Genomic DNA, 21,089 nt, shown 5'->3' with positions numbered 1-21,089 from the left:
TTGAGGAGAAATTGGATGAAACTCTGGCCCGCAGGAGCCGGCAAGCTCCTGCTGATGATTTTCGTTCTTCTGGTTTCCGCCGTGATGCTGCCGGCCCAGACGCCCAGCCGTCTGCACGGACAAGTGATTGATCAGACCGGAGCGGTCATTCCCGGCGCATTGATTACGCTGAGAAGCTCCACCGGGCAGACCATCACCGCCAAGTCTGACGGCGTTGGCAGCTATCAGGTACGCGAACTGGCGGCCGGAACGTACACGCTTACAGTGGTGGAAAAAGGCTTCCGCGCACACGCCCAGCAGGTGGTGGTCGCCGCCGGGCAGGACCAGAAGCTGGACATCACGCTGGAAGTTTACGTCCAGGAAGAGCACGTAGACGTCCAGAGTGACGCCGCCAGAGTGAACGTGAATCCGGAGAACAACGCCAGTTCCATGGTCATCAGCGGCAAGGACCTGGACGCGCTGTCCGACGATCCGGACGAGCTGCAGTCTGAGTTGCAAGCCCTCGCCGGGCCTTCCGCGGGACCGAACGGCGGCCAGATTTATATTGACGGATTCACCGGCGGCCAGCTTCCGCCCAAGTCGTCCATTCGCGAAATCCGCATCAACCAAAATCCATTCTCCGCGCAGTATGACCGCATGGGTTTCGGCCGCATTGAGATCCTCACCAAGCCGGGCACGGACAAAGTCCACGGGCAGTTTTCCTACAATGACAACCATTCCGTTCTGGACGCGCTGAACCCGTTTGCCGCCATCGAGCCGGACTTCAGCTCGCGCATCTACAACGGCAACCTGGGCGGACCGCTGAGCAAGAAAGCTTCTTACTTCGTCAACTTCGAACGGCGCGACATCAACGACGCCGCCGTGGTGGTGCCCAGCGCGTTTGCCGCGGCGGGCGAACCGGTGATTGGCGTCTCCAACCCGCGCATACGGACCAACATCAGTTCGCGCTTCGACTTCCAGCTCGCCGCCAGCAACACGCTCATGGTTCGCTACCAGTACACGCACGACCAGCAGGACAACAACGGAGTGGGCCAGCTCGCGCTTCCTTCGCAAGCTTTCAACCAGACCAGCAATGAGCATGAAATCCAGCTCAGCGACACGCAAATCATAAGTCCGCACGTCATCAACGAAACGCGCTTTGAATGGGAACACAGCAACACCGATCAGAACGCTTTGACCTCCGGACCCGCCATCAACGTGCTGGGCGTGTTCCTGGGCGGAGGAAACGCGATCGGCAACAGCGCCGTTAAGAGCGACCACATCGAGCTGCAGAATTACACGTCCATCAACCGCGGCAACCACTTCATGCGCCTGGGCGGGCGGCTGCGCACGACGTCCGTGGACAATAGTTCCAGCGCCAACTTCAACGGCACGTACACATTCGTCTCACCGGCGGCGTTTCTGGCCGGCACGCCCAGCCAGTTGACCATCGTCACCGGGAATCCGCTGATCTCCAATACGTTCGTGGACGCCGGGATCTACGCCGAAGACGACTGGAAAATCCGTCCTAACATGACCGCCAGCTATGGCCTGCGTTTTGAAACCCAGAACGGCATTGGCGATCACGGCGATTGGTCGCCCCGCGTGGGGTTTGCCTGGGGCGTGGGCGCCAAGAAGAACACGCAGCCCAAAACCATCATCCGCACCGGCTTTGGAATTTTTTATGACCGCTTTGGCCAGAACCTGATCCTGCAGGCGGAACGGCTCAACGGCGTGAACCAGCAGCAGTTTGTGGTGCAGAACCCGTCGTTTCCGGTGCTGCCGTCGCTGAGCAGCTTGAGCGCGTCCGGCTCCACCACTTACAAGATCGCGCCGGACCTGCGCGCGCCGTACACCATGCAGGGGGCGGCGTCGGTGGAACGGCAGATCACCAAGAGCTCCACCTTGTCGGTGACCTATCTGCATTCGCAAGGCGTGCACCAGTTTCTCTCCGTAAACACCAACGCGCTGGTTCCCGCCGCCACGCCGGCTTACGAGTACATTTCTGAAGGCATCTACAAGCAGAACCAGATGATTGCCAGCTTCAACGTGCGCGCCGGCGCCAAGCTGACCATCTTCAGCTTCTACAGCCTCAGTTTCGCCAAGAGCGACGCGTTCGGCGCGGGCAGCTTCCCCACCAACCCCGCCAACATCGGCGCCGACTACGGGCGCGCGGCGTTTGACGTGCGCAACCGGTTGTTCGTCGGCGGAACGGTGGCCATGCCGCACGGCTTCCGCGTGAGCCCTTTCATGATCGTCAACTCCGGCGCGCCCTTCAACATCATCACCGGCCAGGACCTGAACGGCGACTCCATCTTCAATGACCGGCCGGCGTTTGCCACCAGCGCTACCAGCGCAGCGAACTTGCGGACAACACAATTTGGCAACTTCGATGTGGCGCCGGCGCCGGGTGAGGCCCGCATCCCCATGAACTTTGGCAACGGCCCCGGACAATTCACGCTGAACCTGCGTTTGAGCAAGACCTTTGGCCTGGGACCCAAACTGGAAACCGCAGCCAACAAGCAGGCGCCGCAAGGACAGCAGCAAGCCGGACAGCAAGGCGCGCAGCACACGCCGGACGCCCACGGCGGCGGACGCCCCGGTGGCGGAGCTCCCGGCGGTGGCGGCCATGGTCCCGGCGGTGGCGGACCGATGGCTGGCGGACCTCGTGGCGGACCGATGGGCATGGGCGGCGAACGCTCCACCACCAATCGCTACAGCCTGACGTTCAGCGCCAACGCGCGCAACATCTTCAACCACGTGAACCCCGCTCCGCCCATCGGCAACCTGAGTTCGCCCAAGTTCGGCGAGTCAACGTCTTTGGCTGGCGGACCGTTCAACACGCAGTCAGCCAACCGCAGAGTTGATCTGCAAGTGATGTTCGCGTTCTAGGAAAGTTCACCGCGGAGGCGCGGAGACGCGGAGGAAGAGACAGGGCAAGACACCATCAACCCATTCGAGGTTGGACGGCTGAGAAATCGCGGGATTTCAATCCCGCGAAGTTCCGACGTTGTTGACGCGCCCATTCTTTCTGCCTGATCATGGCAGGCATGAACAACCGAGTTCGTACTGCAATGATCGTGGTCGCCGCAACATTTGTGTCCATTAGCTATGGCTTCCCGCGGTACATCCGCGCCCAAGCTCCGGCGAAAAGCCCCATCCAGAAAGAAGCCCTCATGACCCACCATGCCAAGGGAGAGTTTGAAGTAAAGGTGGTCCCCGTAGCCGACGACCGGGCGGGAGACCAGTCACTGGGCCGGTTGACCATTGACAAGCAAATCCACGGCGATCTGGAAGCCACCAGCGTGGGCCAGATGCTGACGGCGACCACCGCGGTGAAAGGCTCCGCCGGCTACGTGGCGATGGAGAAAGTCACGGGAACACTCCAAGGCCGCAGCGGCAGCTTCATCCTGCAGCATAGTGGCACCATGGCGGGCGGCGCCCAACAATTGAACATTACCGTGGTCCCGGACTCCGGCACGGGGCAGTTGGTGGGACTCACGGGCAGAATGAACATCATCATCGCCGACGGGAAGCATTCCTACGATTTCGAATACACGCTGCCGGAAACGAAGTAGGGCGACTTTTGGATTTCCGCGGTTTTCCTATGAGTGCACAGCGCAGGCTGCACGCCTCACGCCACCGCGTTCGGTTCCAGCTTGGCCGCGAGCGCCTGGGCTTTGTTGCCGCCTTCGGCGCGGGCCTGGTCCAGGGCGTTTTCCACGCGGTTGATCACCTCGGTGACAATGTCCACGGCGTCAAAGCGGTCTTGCAGCACGGCCTCCGCGATGCCGACGCTGATGGCCGGCGCGCGCTCGGTGCCTGGCACGCGGATGGGCGAGAGCACCTTGCGCATTTTGTCCACCACCAGGAAAGCGTTTTTCTCCGCCGTGTCGGAGAGCACCAGGGCGATGCTGGTAAGGTCATAGCGCACGGCCACGTCGTTTTGGCGGACGTGGGTAGCCAGGGTCTGGCCCACCTGCTGCATCATGTTCTCCACCTGGGCCTCGCCGATTTCCTTCAACATGGCCGACGCTTTGCCAAAATGCAGCAGCATCAGGGTCAGCGGCGTGTGCTGTTGCAGCGACCGCCGCACCTCAGAGAGCAAAACGTCGAGATACGACGATCTCTTCAGCAGGCCGGATTTCTCGTCGGTCACGGCCAGGGTCTTCATCAAGGTGCGCAGGCGGGCGTTGCTCACCGCCAGCACCACTTGTTCCGCCATGGTCTTGAGCACTACCAGATCATTCTGCCGCCACTGTCGGGGCGAAGTCTGTTCCAGGATCAGAATGCCCGATTGTTCGCCGGAATCCAGCAGCGGCACGGCCAACAGGGACTGAATGTTCAACGCCTCAATATGTTCTTTGACGGGAGAGAGTTCCGGCGCCGAGGCGGCGTTGGGAATGGAAGCCGCGCCGGCGCCGGCCAGGGTCTGCGTCAAGGCGATGAGCTTGACGATGGCCATCACGTCAGACTGCTTGGTGCCCGGCGCGCAATATTCCAGCGCCGCGGAAGGCGGCTTGCCCGGCGTGCACAGTCCGGCGACGCACCGGCTGGCGTTGAAATGCCGCCCAATTTCATTCACCGCGGTAAACAGCACGCTCTTCACCGTCGCCTGGCGATAGAAGCTGCGGGTGATTTCCGTGACGCGGGTAAAGTTGTCCACCGCGTTCTCGTCCTGCGGACCTGCGGCCGCTCCCACCGCTTTGCCCGCGGGCGGCTCCGGGGGCCAAACGTTGGCGCCCGACGCAGTCGGAGCCGAGGTCTCATACACCGGCGTGAAGCCGGCGGTGAGATACAAAAGGCGGAGCTTCTCGTTCTTTGACTCTTCGCGAGGAAAAAGCTTATGGATGCGCTCAATCCGCTCCATGGCTTTGGAACGCATTCCGTACTGCAGATAGATCTCCGCCTGCAGGATGAAGTCTTCCAGCACGGCAGGCTCGGCTTCGCCGCCGGTGGTCTTGGCTGCCGTCGTCTTCGCCGCGACCGGTTCAGGGCGCGCCGGCGCTTCCACTTTGGTGCCAACTTTGCTGAAGCGGTTGGCGATGCGGTTGTACTGCGTCTGATCAATCTTGCCGCGCAGCATCTCCAGACGCTTGCCGTGGCCGGCCTCATAGGAATCAAGTTCCGCCGCGCGGTCCAGCGTCTCGCCCGCCTGCACGAAGCGGCCGGCGTTAAAGTACAGCTGAAACAGCTTCAGCAGCGTGGTGCTGTACTCGTGCTCCATGTTGGCGGTGTTGAACAGCGCGGCCAGGTATTCGGCAAAACCCAGCGTGGGCAGGCGCCGGTCAGACATGTCAAACATGGCAGCCAGAAATTCGCGGCGGCGGCCATTGCGCGTCTCATGGTCTTCCACCCGCTTGGCCAGGTCCAGCGCGCCCTGGGTATCGCCAATGTCCAAATACACGCCCACCAGCGCTGCAATTTCTTCCAGTTGCCGGGGATCTTTGATGAACAGCTCCCAGGCCAGCGGCTCAGCCTCGGCAGGACGCCGCGCCGCCATCAGCGCGTGCGCGTACAGTTCGCGAACCTCAGGCGTGCTCTGGAACCGGGTCACCACGGGAGTCAGGACGTCAATGCACTCGGGCAGCGAGTTGCGCGAGAACAGGCCGCGGCTGTAGAGAAAGACCGCTTGCAGGTTCATGGGATCAAGGTTGTAGGCGCGCTCAAACCAGACGAAGCCGGTGCCGGGAGACTCTTCATCTTTCAACAAACCCAGTTGCACAAAGTGGAGCGACGCCGTGCGGCCTTCGCCCATGATGGCGGCTTTCTCGCCCGCGCGCTGCAGGTTTTCCATGGTGGGCGAGAGCTCAACGATCTTTTTCGCCGCGGCCAGCACCTGCGCGTTCTTGCGTTGCTTTTCGAAACCGGCCAGCGCGGTTTCATAGGCTTCCAGTGCTTCACGGCGGTCCTTCTTTTCCATGAGCTGGGCGTAGTGGAAGGTCTGCACCGGCGTGGGCACGGAGATCTTGGCCAGCTTCTTGTAGGTGACGACGCCGCGGGCGCTGTCGCCGGCTTCAATCTCCTGCTGGAACATCTGGCTGAGCAGGTTGCCGGCTTCGCCGCCGCGGCCCAGGGCCAGGCAAAGATCGGCGGCGGTTTGGCGCACTTGATCGTTCCTGGGTTCGTCTTCCAGGATCGCCAGGTACTCCTCCAGGGCGGCTTCCGGTTTGCCCTTTTGGAGGTACTTTTCCGCTTTTTCCAGCCGCTTGGAGATGTCCGCCATGAATTCCAATGCCCCAGAAAACGCTCTTGCAAATCGGAACAAGACCCTTCTGGGGACGAGAGTATGGTCAATTCTATGCGTAATTGGCGCTGCGCTCAATGCTTGCCGGGGTAACTTCCGTGACGCGACGACCGCGTAACGCTCCGAGCGTGCGTGATTGCTACCCTTAAACCTGTCCGCTTTGACGGGAGGAGGGCCGAGCACGCGAAGCTGGTTCCCCGAAGAATGACTGGCGCTGTGGCGGCGCTGCATATATAAATTTGCGGATGCCAGAACCAGAACAAGGTCTGAAACGCGAGCTGGGCGCGCGCCAGATGGCCATGGTCGCCGTGGGCGGCTCCATCGGCACCGGTCTGCTGCTGGGGTCGGGGGCTGCCATCCAGGTGGCCGGGCCGGCGGTGATTGTCACTTATGCGCTCAGCGCGCTCATCACATTCACCGTGGCCATGGCCCTGGGAGAGATGTCAGCCGCGCACCCCGCGGCCGGGTCGTTTGGCGTTTACGCCGAACTCTATCTCAATCCCTGGGCTGGGTTCGTGGCCCGCTACGGTTACTGGTTTTCCGTGGTCATGGCCATTGGCTCTGAGCTGGTGGCCGCCGGAACCTACATGCAGATATGGTTTCCCGGCGTGCCGGTCGTGGTGTGGATGGTGGTCTTTGGCGGCTTTCTTGTGGCCATCAACCTCTTTTCCGTCGGACACTACGGCACGTTCGAATATTGGTTCGCGCTGATCAAGGTCGTCACCATTTTTGTTTTTATCCTGATGGGCGCAGCGCTGCTGTTTGCCGGAAAAGTCCATCCCCAGTACGTGGCCAGCGGTGGGTTCGCACCCAATGGGTGGACGGCGCCGCTGTTCGTCATTTCGTTCGGGCTTTACAGTTTTCTCGGCATTGAGATGGTGGCCGTCTCCTCCGGCGAGGCCCGCTCCAGCGCCGACGTGGCGCGCGCCACGCGCATCGCTTTTGCCATGCTGGCGTTTATCTACGTGGGCGCCATGGCCGTGCTGGTGGGCGTGATGCCCTGGAAAAACGCCGGCGTTTCCGAGAGCCCGTTCGTCACCGTGTTCAAAGTCTCAGGAATTCCCGCGGCCGGGTTCATCATGAACTTTGTGGTGCTCTCCGCCGCGCTCTCCGGCGCCAACGCCAGCCTGTACGTGACGTCGCGCATGTTGTTCTCGCTCGCCCGCTCCGGCTACGCGCCACGACCTATGGGCGTGCTGAACCATCATGGCGTGCCCATGGGCGCGCTGCTGGTTTCGATGCTGGGCATTGTCGGGGCTATTCTGCTGCAGCTTCGCACCAAGCACGCGTATCTTTATATGATCAACGCCGCGCTGGTCGGCGGGATGATCGCCTGGCTGATCTCGCTTCTTGCCCACGTGCGTTTCCGAAAAACAATCACGCGCGATCAACTGGCGGAAATCGGATTGCGCTCCCCGCTGGGGGCCGCGGGTTCGCTCCTGGGATTCATCGCGATTGTCGCCACCGTCGCTTGCACATGGTGGGTGCAGCAAGCAAAGGTCGCGGCGCAAAGCGCGGTGTTTTATTTGTTGATCTTGGGTGGAGCGTATTTCCTGATGCCGAGAAACAAGATCCAACAACCTTAAAACGCTGAGGAACTTAGCCACGTAGCACATTGGGATCGGCGCTGGAGGCGTCATGGAACTGAACAGGCGGGCCCTTAAGCGAGCGCGAATCGTCAGTTGGCTTTTGTTCGCGGGCTTTGTGCCAATCTGTTTGCTTTTTGCGGTGTTTTCCAGTGCAGTGCTCAAGAATGAGACTCTTCCTTTTTATCTTGCGGGAGCGTGGACTTTGGTTTGGTGTGTATCTGTGTGGAGACTCGTTTCCCTGGCATGCCCTTATTGCGAAGTGCGGAACCCTTATTTCTGGGGGATTGTTGGCCGCTGCCGTGGGTGCCGCCGCCCGCCTCCTGACTAGTGATGGTTTTTTCTCCGTGCCTCCGTGTCTCCGTGGTGAGAGCTATTTCCGGGCTCTTCCCGCCACAAAGTAATAGACCACGCCCAGCGCCATCAGCACCATGCCGAAGCCCAGTTGGCTTACGCTGCCTATCCGCCACAGGTCCAAATGTTCTCCGCGGTTCTTGATCAACGCGATGACCAGCAGCGCCGTGGGGCCTACGGCAATGGCAATCGCGCCGAACATTCCGCCGGGCACGCGGAACGGCCGCAAGAGTTGTGGTTCGCGAATGCGCAGAATGATCAGCGCCAGAAACTCCAGCACCAGGCTTGCTCCGTAAAGAAGAATGTCGAGCATGATGAGCTTGTCAAAACTCAGCCCGAGGGACGCCGCCCACGCGACACCCAGAACCAGGATCGCCACCCAGGGCGCGCCGTCTTTCAGTTTGCGCGCAAATATCTTGGGAAGATGGCCGTCTTCCGCCATGGCCACGGGCAACCGCGAATACGACATCACCAGTGAGTTGAACGTTCCGAACTCGCTGATCATGGCCGCGCCCACCAGGGCAAAGCCCAGCCACGGCCCAACCACCATGGTGGCAATGCTGGCCCAGCTTCCGGTGGACCATATGTCCGCCTGGACGTGCAAGTGCCAAACCGCAACCACAGGAATGACGTAAGAAAAAATGATCGCGCCCAGCGCCAGCATCATCACCCGCGGATACGTTTTCTGCGGATCTTCAACCTCATTGGCCACGGTGGACGCGTTGTCCCATCCCATGTAGTTCCACATGGCCACCAGAATGCCGGTAAGAAAACTTCCCTCTGCCGGTTGCGCGTTGCCCAGCGGAACGTGGCGGAAAAAGGCAAATGCCGTGATCAGCACAAACGGGGCCAGCATCAGCAGGCCCAGTAACACGGAGCCTTCGCCTACGGCCTTGGCGCCGAAGAGGTTCCAAGCCAAGCAAACAACAATCATGGCGGCGGCGATCGCCACGCCTCTGTTACCTGCTGTCAGCGCAGGCCACAGGCGTCCCAGGTAAAGCACGAACACCGTTGGATAGATGGCCATGTCAAAGATGCTGGCCACCAGCGAGAGCCATGCTTCCTGGAACCCCCAGAACGGACCCATGGCGCGGCGCACCCACACGTAAAAGCCGCCTTCCGCTGGAATCGCGGCCGCCAGTTCGCCCACCATCAGCCCGGTTGGCAGGCTCCAGATCAGCGGCGTGAGAAAGAGAATGACCACGGCCAGCTTGTAGCCGGCATCCTGCACCAGTTCCTCCATGCCGTACGGGCCGCCGGACACCATGAAATACGTCGCCGCCGCCAGCGACAGCACCGTCAGCTTGCGGCTGGAACCAGTCTGTGTTTTTCGCATCGCAGTTTGCGCAATATAGCATCCATGGCGTGCGTGCAAAAGAAAAACCGCGCGGCGGACGAAAGTTTTTTGCGAGCCGGCGCGTCACTCGACTCGGCTGCCCATCGGCCCAAGCCCTGTTCGCCGATACTTGGCCTTCTTCGATACTCGAACCCTCCAGGTGCAAACATGAGCTTTTTCAGGCACAATTGTTTTCCTATGACCGACAACGGGCAGAGAAACAATCCGCCAAACGACGACCTGCTGCGCTTCCGAGCGGAGTTCCCCATCCTGGAGCGCACCACTTACATGATCAGCAACTCGCTCGGCGCCATGCCCCGCGGCGTGTATGACTCAGTACATTCGTACTGTGACGACTGGGCCACCCGCGGCGTCCGCGCCTGGGAAGAAAAATGGTGGATGATGGCCCAGGAAGTGGGCGACGCCATCGGCGCCATCATGAACGCGCCCGCCGGCTCGGTGAGCTTGCAGCTCAACGTGGCTTCCTGCCAAGCGGTCATCGCCAGTTGCTTTGACTTCAGCGGCAAGCGCAACAAGGTCGTTTACAGTGACATGAACTTCCCTTCGATTATGTATTTCTGGGAAGCCCAGCGCGCGCGCGGCGCCCGCGTCCACATGGTCCGCACTGACGACGGCGTCCACGTCCCCACCGGCCGACTGGTTGACGCCATTGACGAAGAGACTCTTCTGGTCCCCATCTCGCACGTGGTCTTCCGCAGCTCTTATATCAAGGACGTAAAAGCCATCGTGGAGAAGGCGCACAAAGTGGGCGCGCTGGTTGTGCTGGACTGCTTCCAGTCGCTCGGCAACGTGCCCGTCGACGTCCAAGACTTCAACGTGGACTTCTGCGTTGGCGGCGTTTTGAAGTGGCTCTGCGGCGGCGCGGGCACTTCCTACCTTTATGTAAAGCCGGACCTGGCCAAAAAGCTTCAACCCACCTTCACCGGATGGTTCGCCCACGAACACCCGTTCGACTTTGAGATTGGCCCCAGCAAGTACGGCGAGCAGCCTTTCCGCTTTATGCAGGGGACGTCCAACGTTCCGGGATTTTATACGGCAATGCCCGGACTCAAGATCATCCGCGAGGCCGGCGTGGAGCGCATCCGCGCAAAATCCAAACGCATGACCGCGCGCCTGATCGAGCTGGCTGACCAGCGCGGCTGGAAGGTGAACGCTCCGCGCGACCCCGAGCTGCGCGGCGGCACCGTGGCCATTGATATGCCCAACGCGCAGGAGGTTTGCCAGGAACTGTTGCGTCGCGACGTACTGGTGGACTTCCGTCCCCGCGCCGGCGTGCGCTTCTCGCCGCACTTCTACAACACTTTGGAGGAAATTGACCGCGCCATCCAGACCGTGGACGAAATCCTCAGCAAGATGGGCGTGGCGGCCGGAGCGCGGTAGGACTTTGGTGGGCCCGGTAGGACTCGAACCTACAACCAACAGATTATGAGTCTGCTGCTCTAACCATTGAGCTACAGGCCCCCACCGCCCTTAGTTTAAACGTTCTCCGCGAACCACGCATCCCTCAACGTGCACGCAGACGCTGGACGCGCTTCCGCTGTAATGAGATTCTTGCGGCTTCCACCACAATGCGTGCGCTTGAAGCGAATATGAACTCATGGCGCAAGTAGGTCTTGTCCACGGCTGACAGTTCGTCGCCCAGCACGTGGTCCAAGTGGTTGTTTTTCAAATAGTGCTTTCGGTCAAAGAAGTATTTTCCACCCGAGAGTTCGATGAAATACGCCCCGAGAGTTGCGTCGAAATCGAAAGAGAACTTCTTGATTTGCGAGTAGCTAAAAGCAAATCGGAGCTTGCCGTTCTGGTTAAGGAACTCCGCCTTGATACTCAGCAGGTTCGGTGCGCCAAGCAAACGGGGCAACCGAGTAAGCCCATCGCCGGCGCTGAGCGCTATCAACCGTGCGTCGTGAATCCCGGTTTCCGCAAAACCAAGCCAGAAGTAGTTCCATGCCTTCTTCGATAATCGAGGCTGCAACCGCAAAAGTTGACGGCGATATGCAGCGTTCTGGCGTTCTGCGAGTTTGGGATCGATCGCATCCCAATCTCGCTCCTCCAGATATTTGAGGTATTTCATGGCGAACAGCTTTTTCCGCACGCTGCCTGCTGCTCGAGGGTCAACTCGGATGCACCAGGCGCGCGTTGAACCCAATCGGATCCTTAAATGCCGCGCGAACCTCCGCCGCGCGGGCCGGCAGGCCGATCGTGATGCCCACCGTTGAGCCACAGCTTGCGGCGAACGCTTCGTCAGGCACCGAGCCGTAAAGAATGTCCCAGATGGCTTCGGCCAGAGGCACTTTTGCGTCGCCACTGGTCACGGCCACGCGGCCCACGGGCGCAGGAGCGGCGGCGACCGGCGTTCGCCCGATAATTTCATGGACGCGCCGGCAATCCGGACCCCAAATGCAAATGTACACCGCGCCTGCACTGAGAAGCTTGCGCGCCAATTGTCCCACGCGAACCTCGTCCGATTCGCGCGCGTCCCAGACCAGCAAGCACGCGAATCGCGGACTGGACAAAGCCAGCTGTTCGGGAAAATCCTCGGGCTTCTCCAGTTCAAGCACGAAAAGATCGCGCTCGTTAAATTGTTCGGGATACGTCCTCTGTACTTCAGCCATGTGGTCTCTCGTTCTCGCTAGTCAGCCACGAGCCAAGGCTTAGCATCAAGAGCTAAAGGCCAATGGCTAAAAGCCAAGAGCTGCTTTTCTACTTCCGCATCTCCCGCAGATCAATCCCCAGCTGCTGGCACTTCTTATAAAGGTGGCTGCGTTCCAGACCCAGCGCCTTGGCGGCGTTGGTGATGTGATGGTTCTGCCGCTTGATCTCCTCCAGGATGATCTGCCGCTCCACCTGCTCCACCCGTTCGGCCAGCGTCCCTGACCCGGACGCCAAGGCCATGCCGCCCGCGCTTCCTGAAGCCGACGCCTGTCCCGGAAGCGCGGTCTGCACCGTGGCGGCGGTGATGGTGTCAGATTCGGCGAACAGCAGCAGGCGCTCCACCACGTTGCGCAGTTCGCGGATGTTCCCCGGCCACGCGTAAGCCTGAAGCGCCTGCAGCGCGTCGGGAGAGAACGTCACGTCTTTCCATCCATTTTGTTTTGTAATTTGCGCGGCAAAGTGCGCGGCCAGCGCCGGAATGTCCTCCGGACGCTCCCGCAGCGGCGGCAGCACCACGGGAAACACGAAGATGCGATGAAACAGGTCCTGGCGGAACCCGCCCTGGCGCGTCTGCTCTTCCAGGTTGCGATGCGTGGCCACCACCACGCGCACGTTGACCTTGACCGGCTTGTCGCCGCCGATGCGTTCCACTTCTCCCTGCTCCAGCACGCGCAGCAGCTTGGCCTGCATGGCCAGCGGCATGTCGCCGATCTCGTCCAGAAACAGCGTGCCTTCGTGCGCCTGCTCAAACTTTCCGATGTGCCGCCCCGCCGCTCCGGTGAACGAACCTTTCTCATGGCCAAACAGTTCCGACTCGATCAGCTCCGCCGGGACGGCCGCGCAGTTGAGCGTGATGAACGGGCCTTCCCGCCGGCTGCTCTTCTCGTGGACGGTCCGCGCGATCAGCTCTTTGCCCGTGCCGGTCTCGCCCAGAATGCACACCCGCGTTTCGCTGGCGGCCACGCGGTCCACCTGGGCCAGCAGGCGCTTCATCTTCTCTCCGGTGTAGACGATGCCGTCGCCGCCCAGCTTCTGGCGAAGTTGCTGGTTTTCCTGCTTGAGCCGCTCCATGCGCAGCGCGTTCTGCACCGTGAGCAGCAGCTTGTCCGTGGAGATGGGCTTTTCCAGAAAATCCATGGCGCCCAGGCGCGTGGCTTTCACCGCCATCTCAATGTGCGCCTGGCCGGACATCATCACCACTGGCGTGACCACGCCCGCGGCGCGGATTGCTTCGAGCAGTTTCAGGCCGTCCATCACCGGCATCACCACGTCAGAGAAGATCAGGTCAAAGGGCTCGGCTTTGACCATCTCCAGCGCGCGCACCGGATTGTCACACACGGTGACTTCATGCCCGGCCAGACGGAAGGCGCGGGAAAGTGACGCCAGCGTGTTGGCGTCGTCGTCAACGATGAGGAGTGAGGCTTTCATAAATGAAGCTACTAGCGGCTAGCAGCTAGCGACTAGTCGCTATTCCACAACGGCAACTCTACATGAAAAGTGGTTCCCTGGTCTTTCCGGCTGCTCACGCTGATGCGTCCCTGGTGGTCGCTCACCACCGACTGCGCGATCGCCAGGCCCAGCCCCGTCCCGTGCTGCTTGGTGGTGTAGTACGGCGTGAACAGGCGCTCGCATTCTTCCTGCGTCAGACCGGTGCCGCTGTCGGAGACATCGAGTACCGCGAACTTGCCGTCGGCGGCGGTGCGGAACGTCAGCTTGCCGCCTTTGGGCATGGCGTCAATGGCGTTGAGCACCAGGTTCTCGATCACTCGCCGCAACAGCACCGGATCGCCGCTGATCTGCGGCGGCCTCCCCAGATCCAGCACCGGCTCAATCTTGTTGGCGCCGCGCGTAAGCTGGCCCTGAAAGAGTTGGACCACGCTGCGGACAAGTTCGTCCAGGTCCACGGCCTGGAGTTGCGGCGCGGGCATCTTCGAAAAATCGCTGAAGCGCCCGATAATGGTCTTCAAGTTCGCGATCTCCGCCAGCAACGTCGCCGTGCTTTCGCGAAAGACTTCGTCAAACTCCTGTGGAGTGTTTTCCCGCGCGCGCAGCAGGTTTTCCACGGTGATCTGCAGGGGAAAGAGCGGGTTCTTGAGTTCATGCGCCAGGCGTCGCGCCAGCTCGCGCCACGCGGCCACGCGTTCGCTCTGCACCAGGCGTTCGCGCTGGGCCATCAGCTCTTCCGTCATTTTGTTGAAGGCCACAGCCAGCTTGCCCACTTCATCCTTCGACTTCACGTCCACGCGCACGTCCCAGTTGCCTTGGCCCACCTGGGCCGCGGCAGCGGCCAGCTTTTTCACCGGACTGCTCATGCGCGTGGTCAGAATACCGGTAATCACCACGCCCAGAAATACGCCCACGCCGGCGATGATCAGGCTGATATTGCGGATACGTTTTTCCAGCGTCAGCTCCTGCTCCAGCGAGTTGCCCACCAGCAGCGCCGCTGGCACCTTGCCGGAATAACCGGGCAGGGGAATCACGTGGACAATCTCTTCCAACTGCATGGCCCGTCCCCACTCCACGGTGGTGGCTTGCTCGGAGTTTTCCGCGATGGACTTCTGGATGGTGGCCATGAACTTGTTGACGTCCAGCGTGTCTTTCGCCGCGCCCGGCGCGGTGGAGGTCAGGACCTCCGGCGGTCCTTGCTCCGGCACGCTGTAAATGGAGACGCGGACCCCTTCCGGTGGCGAAAGCGATTTCAGCACCGCGTCCAGGCGACGCCCGCCGACCAGGTAGTAATTCGCGCCGTGCGTACGCACCGGACGCAGGCACAGCATGGCCAGCGTGCTGCCCTGCTGGTTTTCCACGTGGCGGAGAAAGGCCGGCTGCGGAAGCGGGACCGCCGGATCCAAAAACCACCGCTGCTTGTAGCCGACACGCGCCGGCCAGTGCGCGGAAGAAATAATGGTGCCGTCGGGCGAGATGAAATCCAGAAAATCCAGGCGCTGCGCGGCAGCATACCCGGCGGCCTCGTTCATGTAGACGGCCACGTCCGCGCCGTTGGTGATCTCCGTGGTCATGCGCAGCATGGAATCAGAATTGGCGATGGTCTCCACGCCGTGAATAATTTCTTCGCCTTCGTGGTCAAACTCGCGGCGAAACTGGTTCACCAGGCCCGCGGTCCGTTCTTCTTCCACCTGGCGAAACGCCTCATGCGCGCGCTCTTCAATCAGCCAGGCCACGGCGCCCACGCTGGCTGCAATGCCCATGGCCACCACCAGAAGAAGTTTGGTCCGCAATGACACGCGTTACCTGATTCCTTCCGTCCACAGCTGGTCCAGCGCCCACGAGCCGTTGGGCATCTGCTGCCAGTTGCGGATGCCGACATTCAACCACAGCACCTGCGGAATGTGCGCGACGGGAATTACGCGAAAGCGCTCCAGCGCTTTCTGCTCGGCGGCGAACACATCCTCCGGACGCGACGCGCTCAGCGCCGCAGCCGACGCGTCGCTGAGGCCAAGCTCATCGGACACCGCGGCCAGCGCGACCGAAGGCTCCAGCGAAGCCAGCGGAATACGCAGCAGCACCGCGTCCGCGTTGATGGCCGCTCGCGCCGAGCGGCTATTCACATGAGATTCAGCGAACGGCTGCACCACCAGCCCGGCTTCGCGCGCGTCCAGTGCGATCCGCTCAGCCACCAGTTTGGCCACCGGGTCGGCGAAGTCATACGCCAGCGAGATGCGCGGAACAATCACCAACGCCGCGGTTTCTTGCCGCAGTTGCTTGGCGTGTTCCAGATCAAAGCTGCCGGGAAAAAGAAATTCGTATCCCGTGAGCCACTGCGGCAGCAGCCCGGACGCCGGCGCGCCTCGCTTCTGCAGCAGCAGGTTGTTGATGGCGCCGCGGTTCAGGGCATAAGCCAGCACTTCGCGCACGCGGGGATCAATGGCCTTCTTCGCCGGGGCGGCCGAAGAAGCCGCGAGGTCTGGCTGGAAGAAGAGCACCACCAGAAGGTCTGACGGCCGCGACAAAGAAATGTTCTGGTTGGCCGATTCCACCGCGCGCGTCTGGTCCAGCGTAAGCTCGGCGGCGGAATAAGGCCCCAGTTGGCGTTCCGCCAGTTGGTCGCGCAGCGTCGCGCCCAAAATGAATTCAATCATGTCAGGAAATGAGCGGCCCGCCCAGTAGTCGTCGTTGGCGGAAAGCAGCGCCCGCTCGCCCGGCTTCCATTCGTTCAGTCGGTAAGGCCCGCTGCCCACCAGGGTGTTGTCTCCCATTCGCTTGACGATGGCGTACTTCTCCAGCGCCAGCAGTTCCGGCAAGCGGGTGACGGGTGACGGCGTCTCAATGCTCACGGTCTGGCGATCAACGGCCGTACATTTCCAATTAGGACTGCTCTTGGCCAGGCTGGCAACCACGTCGGCTGCGGCCAGCGGCGCGCCGTCATGAAAGTTGGCGTAACGCAGGCGGAACGTCCACGTGCGCTTGCCGGCATCGAATCGCCAGGAACTGGCCAGTCGGGGACGCGCATGGCCCTGCGCGTCAACGTCGGTCAAAGTCTCAAAAATCAGCGCGGCTATGCGGTCGCGCGATGCCGGATGATCGTCTTCCCCAGCCGGGTCCAGCGACGCCACGCGGTCATGCAGCAGCACGCGCACCTCGCCGCCGTAGCGCGGACGCGAACCGGCCTGCGCCGCCGCGGCCATCAGCAGCAGGCTACTGGCCGCAACTAACCGTAAGAATGAAGGCTTCATATTTTCCTGTGGTCAATGACCGCATTACGCCGTTGGCCTGTTCGCCGTTTTTCCCCGCAGCCCACAAGGCTTCCACCGGACCGGACAACTCCACCGGCGAACTCACCGGCAAGGCTCCACGGTCAACAATCTCCACGGCGTGCACGCTGTCCGGGTGGAGCGAATCGGTGGGCGCGGTGACCAGCACCTGCCAACCCGCGCCGCAGTTGGAATGCACCGCCGCCACGTTGCTGCCCCAGGCATTGAACACGGCCACCGGCGCGGTCAGCTCGTATTGATAAAGCCGGGTGCGGCCGTCAATTCCGGTAAAGAGCCACTGCCGCGCGTCGCCGTTCTGCCACGCCGCCGCCGAGAAGAATGAAATTACGGAAGCCCCGGCGCTCGGTCCAGCCAGCAAACCGGTGAAGAAGTTGCGACGCGCACTGTAAAACGCGACCACTGCGCCATGGTCCACGGGCCAGGGATCGTCACTGGCGTGGCAGTCGAGAGACGGCGGAGAGCTGCCGCCGGTGCAGCGCAAGCCGGGAAGGAACGCCGTGACCTGCGCGCCGTTTACTTGCAGCCGTCCGCGAAGATCGCGCGGCCACGCGCCCGGATGCGTCACCCCCAACGTGTAGCGCAAACGCCATTGCTCGCCATCCTGCGAGTAAATCGCGACCTGGTCCGGCTCCAGCACCACCAGATGGTCTTTGTCATGATAAAAATCCAGCACGGGCGAGTCCTGCTGCCACACCACATTCTTGCGGATGGTCAGCGCCGGCGCGCGCGGCGCCGGTGCGCGCTCGGAACGCGGCGTCTGCTTCATCACCACCTGGCTGCGCGGCCCTTGCCGGATGGTGGCAATCCACACATAGCTCTGCCAATTCTCCGAAAGGTTGATGTCAATTTCCGCTTGCGCTTGTTCGGCTTTGACGAGTCGAACATTGGCATTGCGAAACACGGTGAAAACACCGTTCTGCACCGCTTCTTGCGATTCCGGCGCCAGCGACGAGGTGTTCTGGAAGCTCACCGCCACGGCGGCTAGCGGTCCGGTGCGGGCAAGAATCTGCTGCGCAAATTCGCCGGCGGCAGCAGCCAGAGAGGACGGCGAATCCTGTTGCGACGACAAAGCCCCGGCGCGCGTGTTGGACACCGGCGCGAACAAAACCAACGTCGCGACAACAAGCAGATGAGATGCTGTCTTCCGCATGGGATTTGAGGATCGAAGTACCTTTCATTAGAACTGGAAGCCGGAGCTTTGGCAATCAGGGAAAAGGTGAGTGAACCACTGGGTTCATCAGGCCCCGCCCATAGAATTTTTCCGCCGGACCGGACGCCATCTCGGCGGAAATGGCGTCCGGCAGGAATTCCGGTGGAAACTTTTCCTTGCAGACCGCCGAAGAGCTGCTTCTACTTGTGCCCCCAGCTCTTGCGGTTCCCGCTGCGGACAGGTGCGCTGGGCTGCGCCTGGTCCGTGCCGGATGACTCGTCGTCTTCGCCGGCGTTGCGGGTTGCTTTGCATTGCTTCCCGCATCCGGAGATGAAACGCCACTCTTCAGCACGTCATTGAAGAAGATGCGCGCGTCTGACGGCACCATCATGATCTGCAGTTTGTCAGACATTCTTTCCGCGATGATCTTGTTGATCAGCAGCGGATTGTCCTTCAGCAGCGTGGCTTCGGTCTTCATGCGCTCGGCGTCCGCGCTGGCCACCTTGCGTATGCGCCCGGCTTCAGCGTCGGCCAGCAGGCTGCGCCGCTCCAACTCGGCCTTGCTGTCAATCACCTTGGCTTGGGCTTCAGCTTCCGCGGACTTCACCGTGGCTTCCTTCTGCGCTTCCGCTTCCAAGCGCGACTGCTCGATTTGCTTTTGCTTGAGCGGCAGCGTGTATTGCATGGCGTCAGCTTCCGACTTGGCTTGCAGCACGCGTACCTGGCCCGCGCCTTCCGCCTGCCTGATCTGCTGGATCTTGGCCGCCTCGGCTTCCAGTTCGGCGATCTTCACCTGCTTGGCCTTCATCTCCGTCTCCACGCTCATGCCTTCGTTCTGCTGTTCTTTCAGAAGCAGGCCTTCCAGTCCCCGGGCGTACTCGGCCGGGAGTTGGACGTCGCGCAGCATGACTTCCTTTACCATGATTCCGTCCGACTCCAGCTTCTTTGCGATGCGCGCCGCCGCGGCTTGGCGGATTTCTTCGCGCTTGGTGGCAAAGACTTCGCGCACCGTGTAGTTGGGCGCCAGCTCGCGAAACACGCTGGACACCACCGGCGGGACAATTTCTTTCTCCACCGGCTGCGGCAAATTGGCGTGGATGAAATCCAGCCGCTTGGGATCAAGCTTGTAGCGGACGGTGATCGCCAACCCGATGCTCAATCCTTCCTTCGACTGGACCTTCAACGCGTCCGCCTTCTTGCTCTTCCCATCTTTGCTTTCTGCTCCGGATTCGCCGGCCAGGCCGTCGCGACTTGAGGAAGAAGTGGTCAACACCTGGTCGCGGATGTCATACAGCACCACCGAATCCACCAACGGCAATGTCCAGTGCACTCCGGGATACAGCGTACCTGGGCGTGTCCCTGCGGTTTGGCTCACTCTGATGCCGCCCATCCCGCTGGGCACCACCACTATGCTCGCAGCGAGAATGAGCGGCAGCCAAGCCGCAGGAAATGCCCATTTGGCAGTGGTCCAGTTCAGGTGCGGTCTTTCGGCAACGCCTCCATCAGGTAATGGCGGCGCGCCAGAAAGAGGAGCTATAGGTCGCATCCGGCGGTGATACTGGACAACTTTGTAAAGATTCTTGGCAACGTTGGCCGCGGCCGCCATCAGCAGGCCCCAGCCGGTGATCATCAGCAAATACTTCAACAACAGCATCGCAATCTCCGTTTCGTGCGAACTCAATCACCACAGAGTCCGCGGAGAACGCAGAGAACAACAGACCCCAGCGGAGGAGCACTGGACGCCTGCCGGGGTGCTCTGGGTAGTCTGCAACCACCAACTTTCCCGGCAAGTGAGTCCACCTCTCCTGTCCCACTTGATCTGCTGGCTCTCTGCGTTCTCTGCGATCTCTGCGGCGCGTTCGTCATTGCGTTTGCTTTCGAACTTCGACTTGCAGCCCTCAACTTCCTCTGCGTTCTCTGCGCCTTCTGCGGTGAGCGTTCTTTACTCCGGCTTTGCCTTCTGAATTTCGCTTTGCGACTCTTACTTCGTTTGCGCCCTTTGCGTCCTTTGCGGTGAATCTCCTGTTGCTTTACCGCTCCGTCGCATCCGCTGCCGTGGTCGCTGCCGGCGTTGCCGCGGAAGCCACCTGGACCTCAACGGCAGCGTTTACCACCGGAGCCGAGTCGTGCGAGAAGACGCGGGCGATCATCGCGTCGCGTTGCCGACGGATGACGACCGTGTCGCCCACCTTCACCCGGCTGTAGAGGTCCTCCACGTCTTGCTTGCGCATGCGGAAGCAGCCGTGCGAAGCTGCCTTGCCGATGGAGCTGGGAACGTTGGTCCCGTGGATGCCGTACCCGCGGGCGCTCAGTCCCATCCAGCGCGAGCCCAGCGGATTGTTCTTTCCCGGCTCCACGATGGTGCCTTTGCTTTTGTTGTTGTACGCGGGATCTTTGGCGCGATTGATGATCACGAAGTCGCCGTCCGGGCTGGGTGATACGCGCGCGCCCACGGCGATGGGGTAGGTCTTCACCACCTGGCCGTCTTCCAGCAGCGCCAGTTGCCGGTCGGCGATGCTGATTACGATCTGGCGGGTGTGTCCGTCGCTGGATTTCTTGGCAGGCTTCTGCGCAGGAAACTGAGCGGCTTGCCGCTCCGCCGCCACTTCATCATTCTGCTGACGCTGGGCTTTCTGATTCTGGGTTTTCTGGTCTTGGGTCTTCTCTCTCTCAGATTGCTTGCCCACAACCTGACTGACTGCTGACTGCTGAGTGCTGACTGCTTGCCGTTCCTGCCGCCGAGCTACCGACTGCCGGACGTCCGCTGCCACATAAACCACCCCCGCTAACAGGATCGCCGCCACCGCTGAAGTTTTGATTGGGATTGCTACGAGCCGCCGCATCGCTTTGTCCTCCCCACGCTCGGGAGAAAATGCACGATGGGCTCCAACGCTCAAAACATTGAAAAATAGTCCTTTACAATCTCGACAACGAACAGTCTTCGTGTCCCGCAACTGACACTGTGTGAAACCCGACACAGCGCCTCCGACACGCCGAATCTACCAAGACCATAGGTCATAAATATATGTTT

The 21,089-nt window shown here is 61.2% G+C and carries 14 protein-coding genes and 1 tRNA gene; 4 read left to right on the top strand and 11 right to left on the bottom strand.

Features of this window, described 5'->3' with window-relative positions; genetic code table 11:
* The first annotated feature begins 15 nt into the window (after positions 1–15).
* Both LAO20_17565 and LAO20_17560 read left to right on the top strand, forming a co-directional pair.
* Positions 16–2,871, top strand: a complete 2,856-nt coding sequence (locus tag LAO20_17565) for a carboxypeptidase regulatory-like domain-containing protein (protein MBZ5533241.1) — start codon at positions 16–18, stop codon at positions 2,869–2,871.
* 284 nt (positions 2,872–3,155) lie between these two features.
* Complete coding sequence (locus tag LAO20_17560) at positions 3,156–3,557, top strand: DUF3224 domain-containing protein (GenBank protein ID MBZ5533240.1); 402 nt, start codon at positions 3,156–3,158, stop codon at positions 3,555–3,557.
* Positions 3,558–3,613: 56 nt separating this feature from the next.
* Here the strand turns inward: LAO20_17560 and LAO20_17555 are convergent, their stop codons facing one another.
* Positions 3,614–6,205: a diguanylate cyclase gene (locus tag LAO20_17555; GenBank protein ID MBZ5533239.1), complete on the bottom strand. Its 2,592-nt coding sequence runs from the start codon at positions 6,203–6,205 to the stop codon at positions 3,614–3,616.
* A 266-nt stretch (positions 6,206–6,471) separates the two neighbouring features.
* On the opposite strand from LAO20_17555, the gene LAO20_17550 reads away from it, so the two are divergent.
* Positions 6,472–7,812: an amino acid permease gene (locus LAO20_17550; protein ID MBZ5533238.1), complete on the top strand. Its 1,341-nt coding sequence runs from the start codon at positions 6,472–6,474 to the stop codon at positions 7,810–7,812.
* Between the two features lie 373 nt (positions 7,813–8,185).
* Here the strand turns inward: LAO20_17550 and LAO20_17545 are convergent, their stop codons facing one another.
* Entirely contained in the window at positions 8,186–9,502 is a 1,317-nt protein-coding gene (locus LAO20_17545) for an APC family permease (GenBank protein ID MBZ5533237.1), read from the bottom strand.
* A gap of 198 nt (positions 9,503–9,700) precedes the next feature.
* Here LAO20_17545 and LAO20_17540 point away from each other — a divergent pair, with 198 nt between their 5' ends.
* Positions 9,701–10,903 carry an aminotransferase class V-fold PLP-dependent enzyme gene (locus tag LAO20_17540; protein MBZ5533236.1) on the top strand — a complete coding sequence of 401 codons (1,203 nt, stop codon included), beginning with the start codon at positions 9,701–9,703 and terminating at the stop codon, positions 10,901–10,903.
* Positions 10,904–10,908: 5 nt separating this feature from the next.
* Here LAO20_17540 and LAO20_17535 read toward each other — a convergent pair.
* From LAO20_17535 to LAO20_17495, 9 genes are all read right to left on the bottom strand, one after another.
* Positions 10,909–10,984, bottom strand: a tRNA-Ile gene (locus tag LAO20_17535).
* A 43-nt stretch (positions 10,985–11,027) separates the two neighbouring features.
* A complete protein-coding gene (locus tag LAO20_17530; GenBank protein MBZ5533235.1) occupies positions 11,028–11,594 on the bottom strand; it encodes a hypothetical protein in 567 nt (188 codons plus the stop codon).
* Positions 11,595–11,634: 40 nt separating this feature from the next.
* A complete protein-coding gene (locus LAO20_17525) occupies positions 11,635–12,135 on the bottom strand; it encodes a hypothetical protein (GenBank protein MBZ5533234.1) in 501 nt (166 codons plus the stop codon).
* Positions 12,136–12,223: 88 nt separating this feature from the next.
* Positions 12,224–13,603: a sigma-54 dependent transcriptional regulator gene (locus tag LAO20_17520; GenBank protein MBZ5533233.1), complete on the bottom strand. Its 1,380-nt coding sequence runs from the start codon at positions 13,601–13,603 to the stop codon at positions 12,224–12,226.
* A 32-nt stretch (positions 13,604–13,635) separates the two neighbouring features.
* Positions 13,636–15,420: a HAMP domain-containing histidine kinase gene (locus tag LAO20_17515; GenBank protein MBZ5533232.1), complete on the bottom strand. Its 1,785-nt coding sequence runs from the start codon at positions 15,418–15,420 to the stop codon at positions 13,636–13,638.
* A 3-nt stretch (positions 15,421–15,423) separates the two neighbouring features.
* Positions 15,424–16,869: an ABC transporter substrate-binding protein gene (locus tag LAO20_17510; protein ID MBZ5533231.1), complete on the bottom strand. Its 1,446-nt coding sequence runs from the start codon at positions 16,867–16,869 to the stop codon at positions 15,424–15,426.
* Positions 16,832–18,058: a hypothetical protein gene (locus tag LAO20_17505; GenBank protein MBZ5533230.1), complete on the bottom strand. Its 1,227-nt coding sequence runs from the start codon at positions 18,056–18,058 to the stop codon at positions 16,832–16,834. Before LAO20_17505 ends, LAO20_17510 begins: the two co-directional genes overlap by 38 nt.
* 55 nt (positions 18,059–18,113) lie before the next feature.
* A complete protein-coding gene (locus LAO20_17500) occupies positions 18,114–19,712 on the bottom strand; it encodes a hypothetical protein (protein MBZ5533229.1) in 1,599 nt (532 codons plus the stop codon).
* Between the two features lie 376 nt (positions 19,713–20,088).
* Entirely contained in the window at positions 20,089–20,901 is an 813-nt protein-coding gene (locus LAO20_17495; protein ID MBZ5533228.1) for a L,D-transpeptidase, read from the bottom strand.
* Positions 20,902–21,089: the final 188 nt, after the last annotated feature.

Source organism: Terriglobia bacterium, assembly GCA_020072815.1.
Taxonomy (GTDB): Bacteria; Acidobacteriota; Terriglobia; order Terriglobales; family Acidobacteriaceae; genus Angelobacter.
Note: the sequence above shows the minus strand (reverse complement) of the source record. Positions and strands in the feature narration are given on the sequence as shown.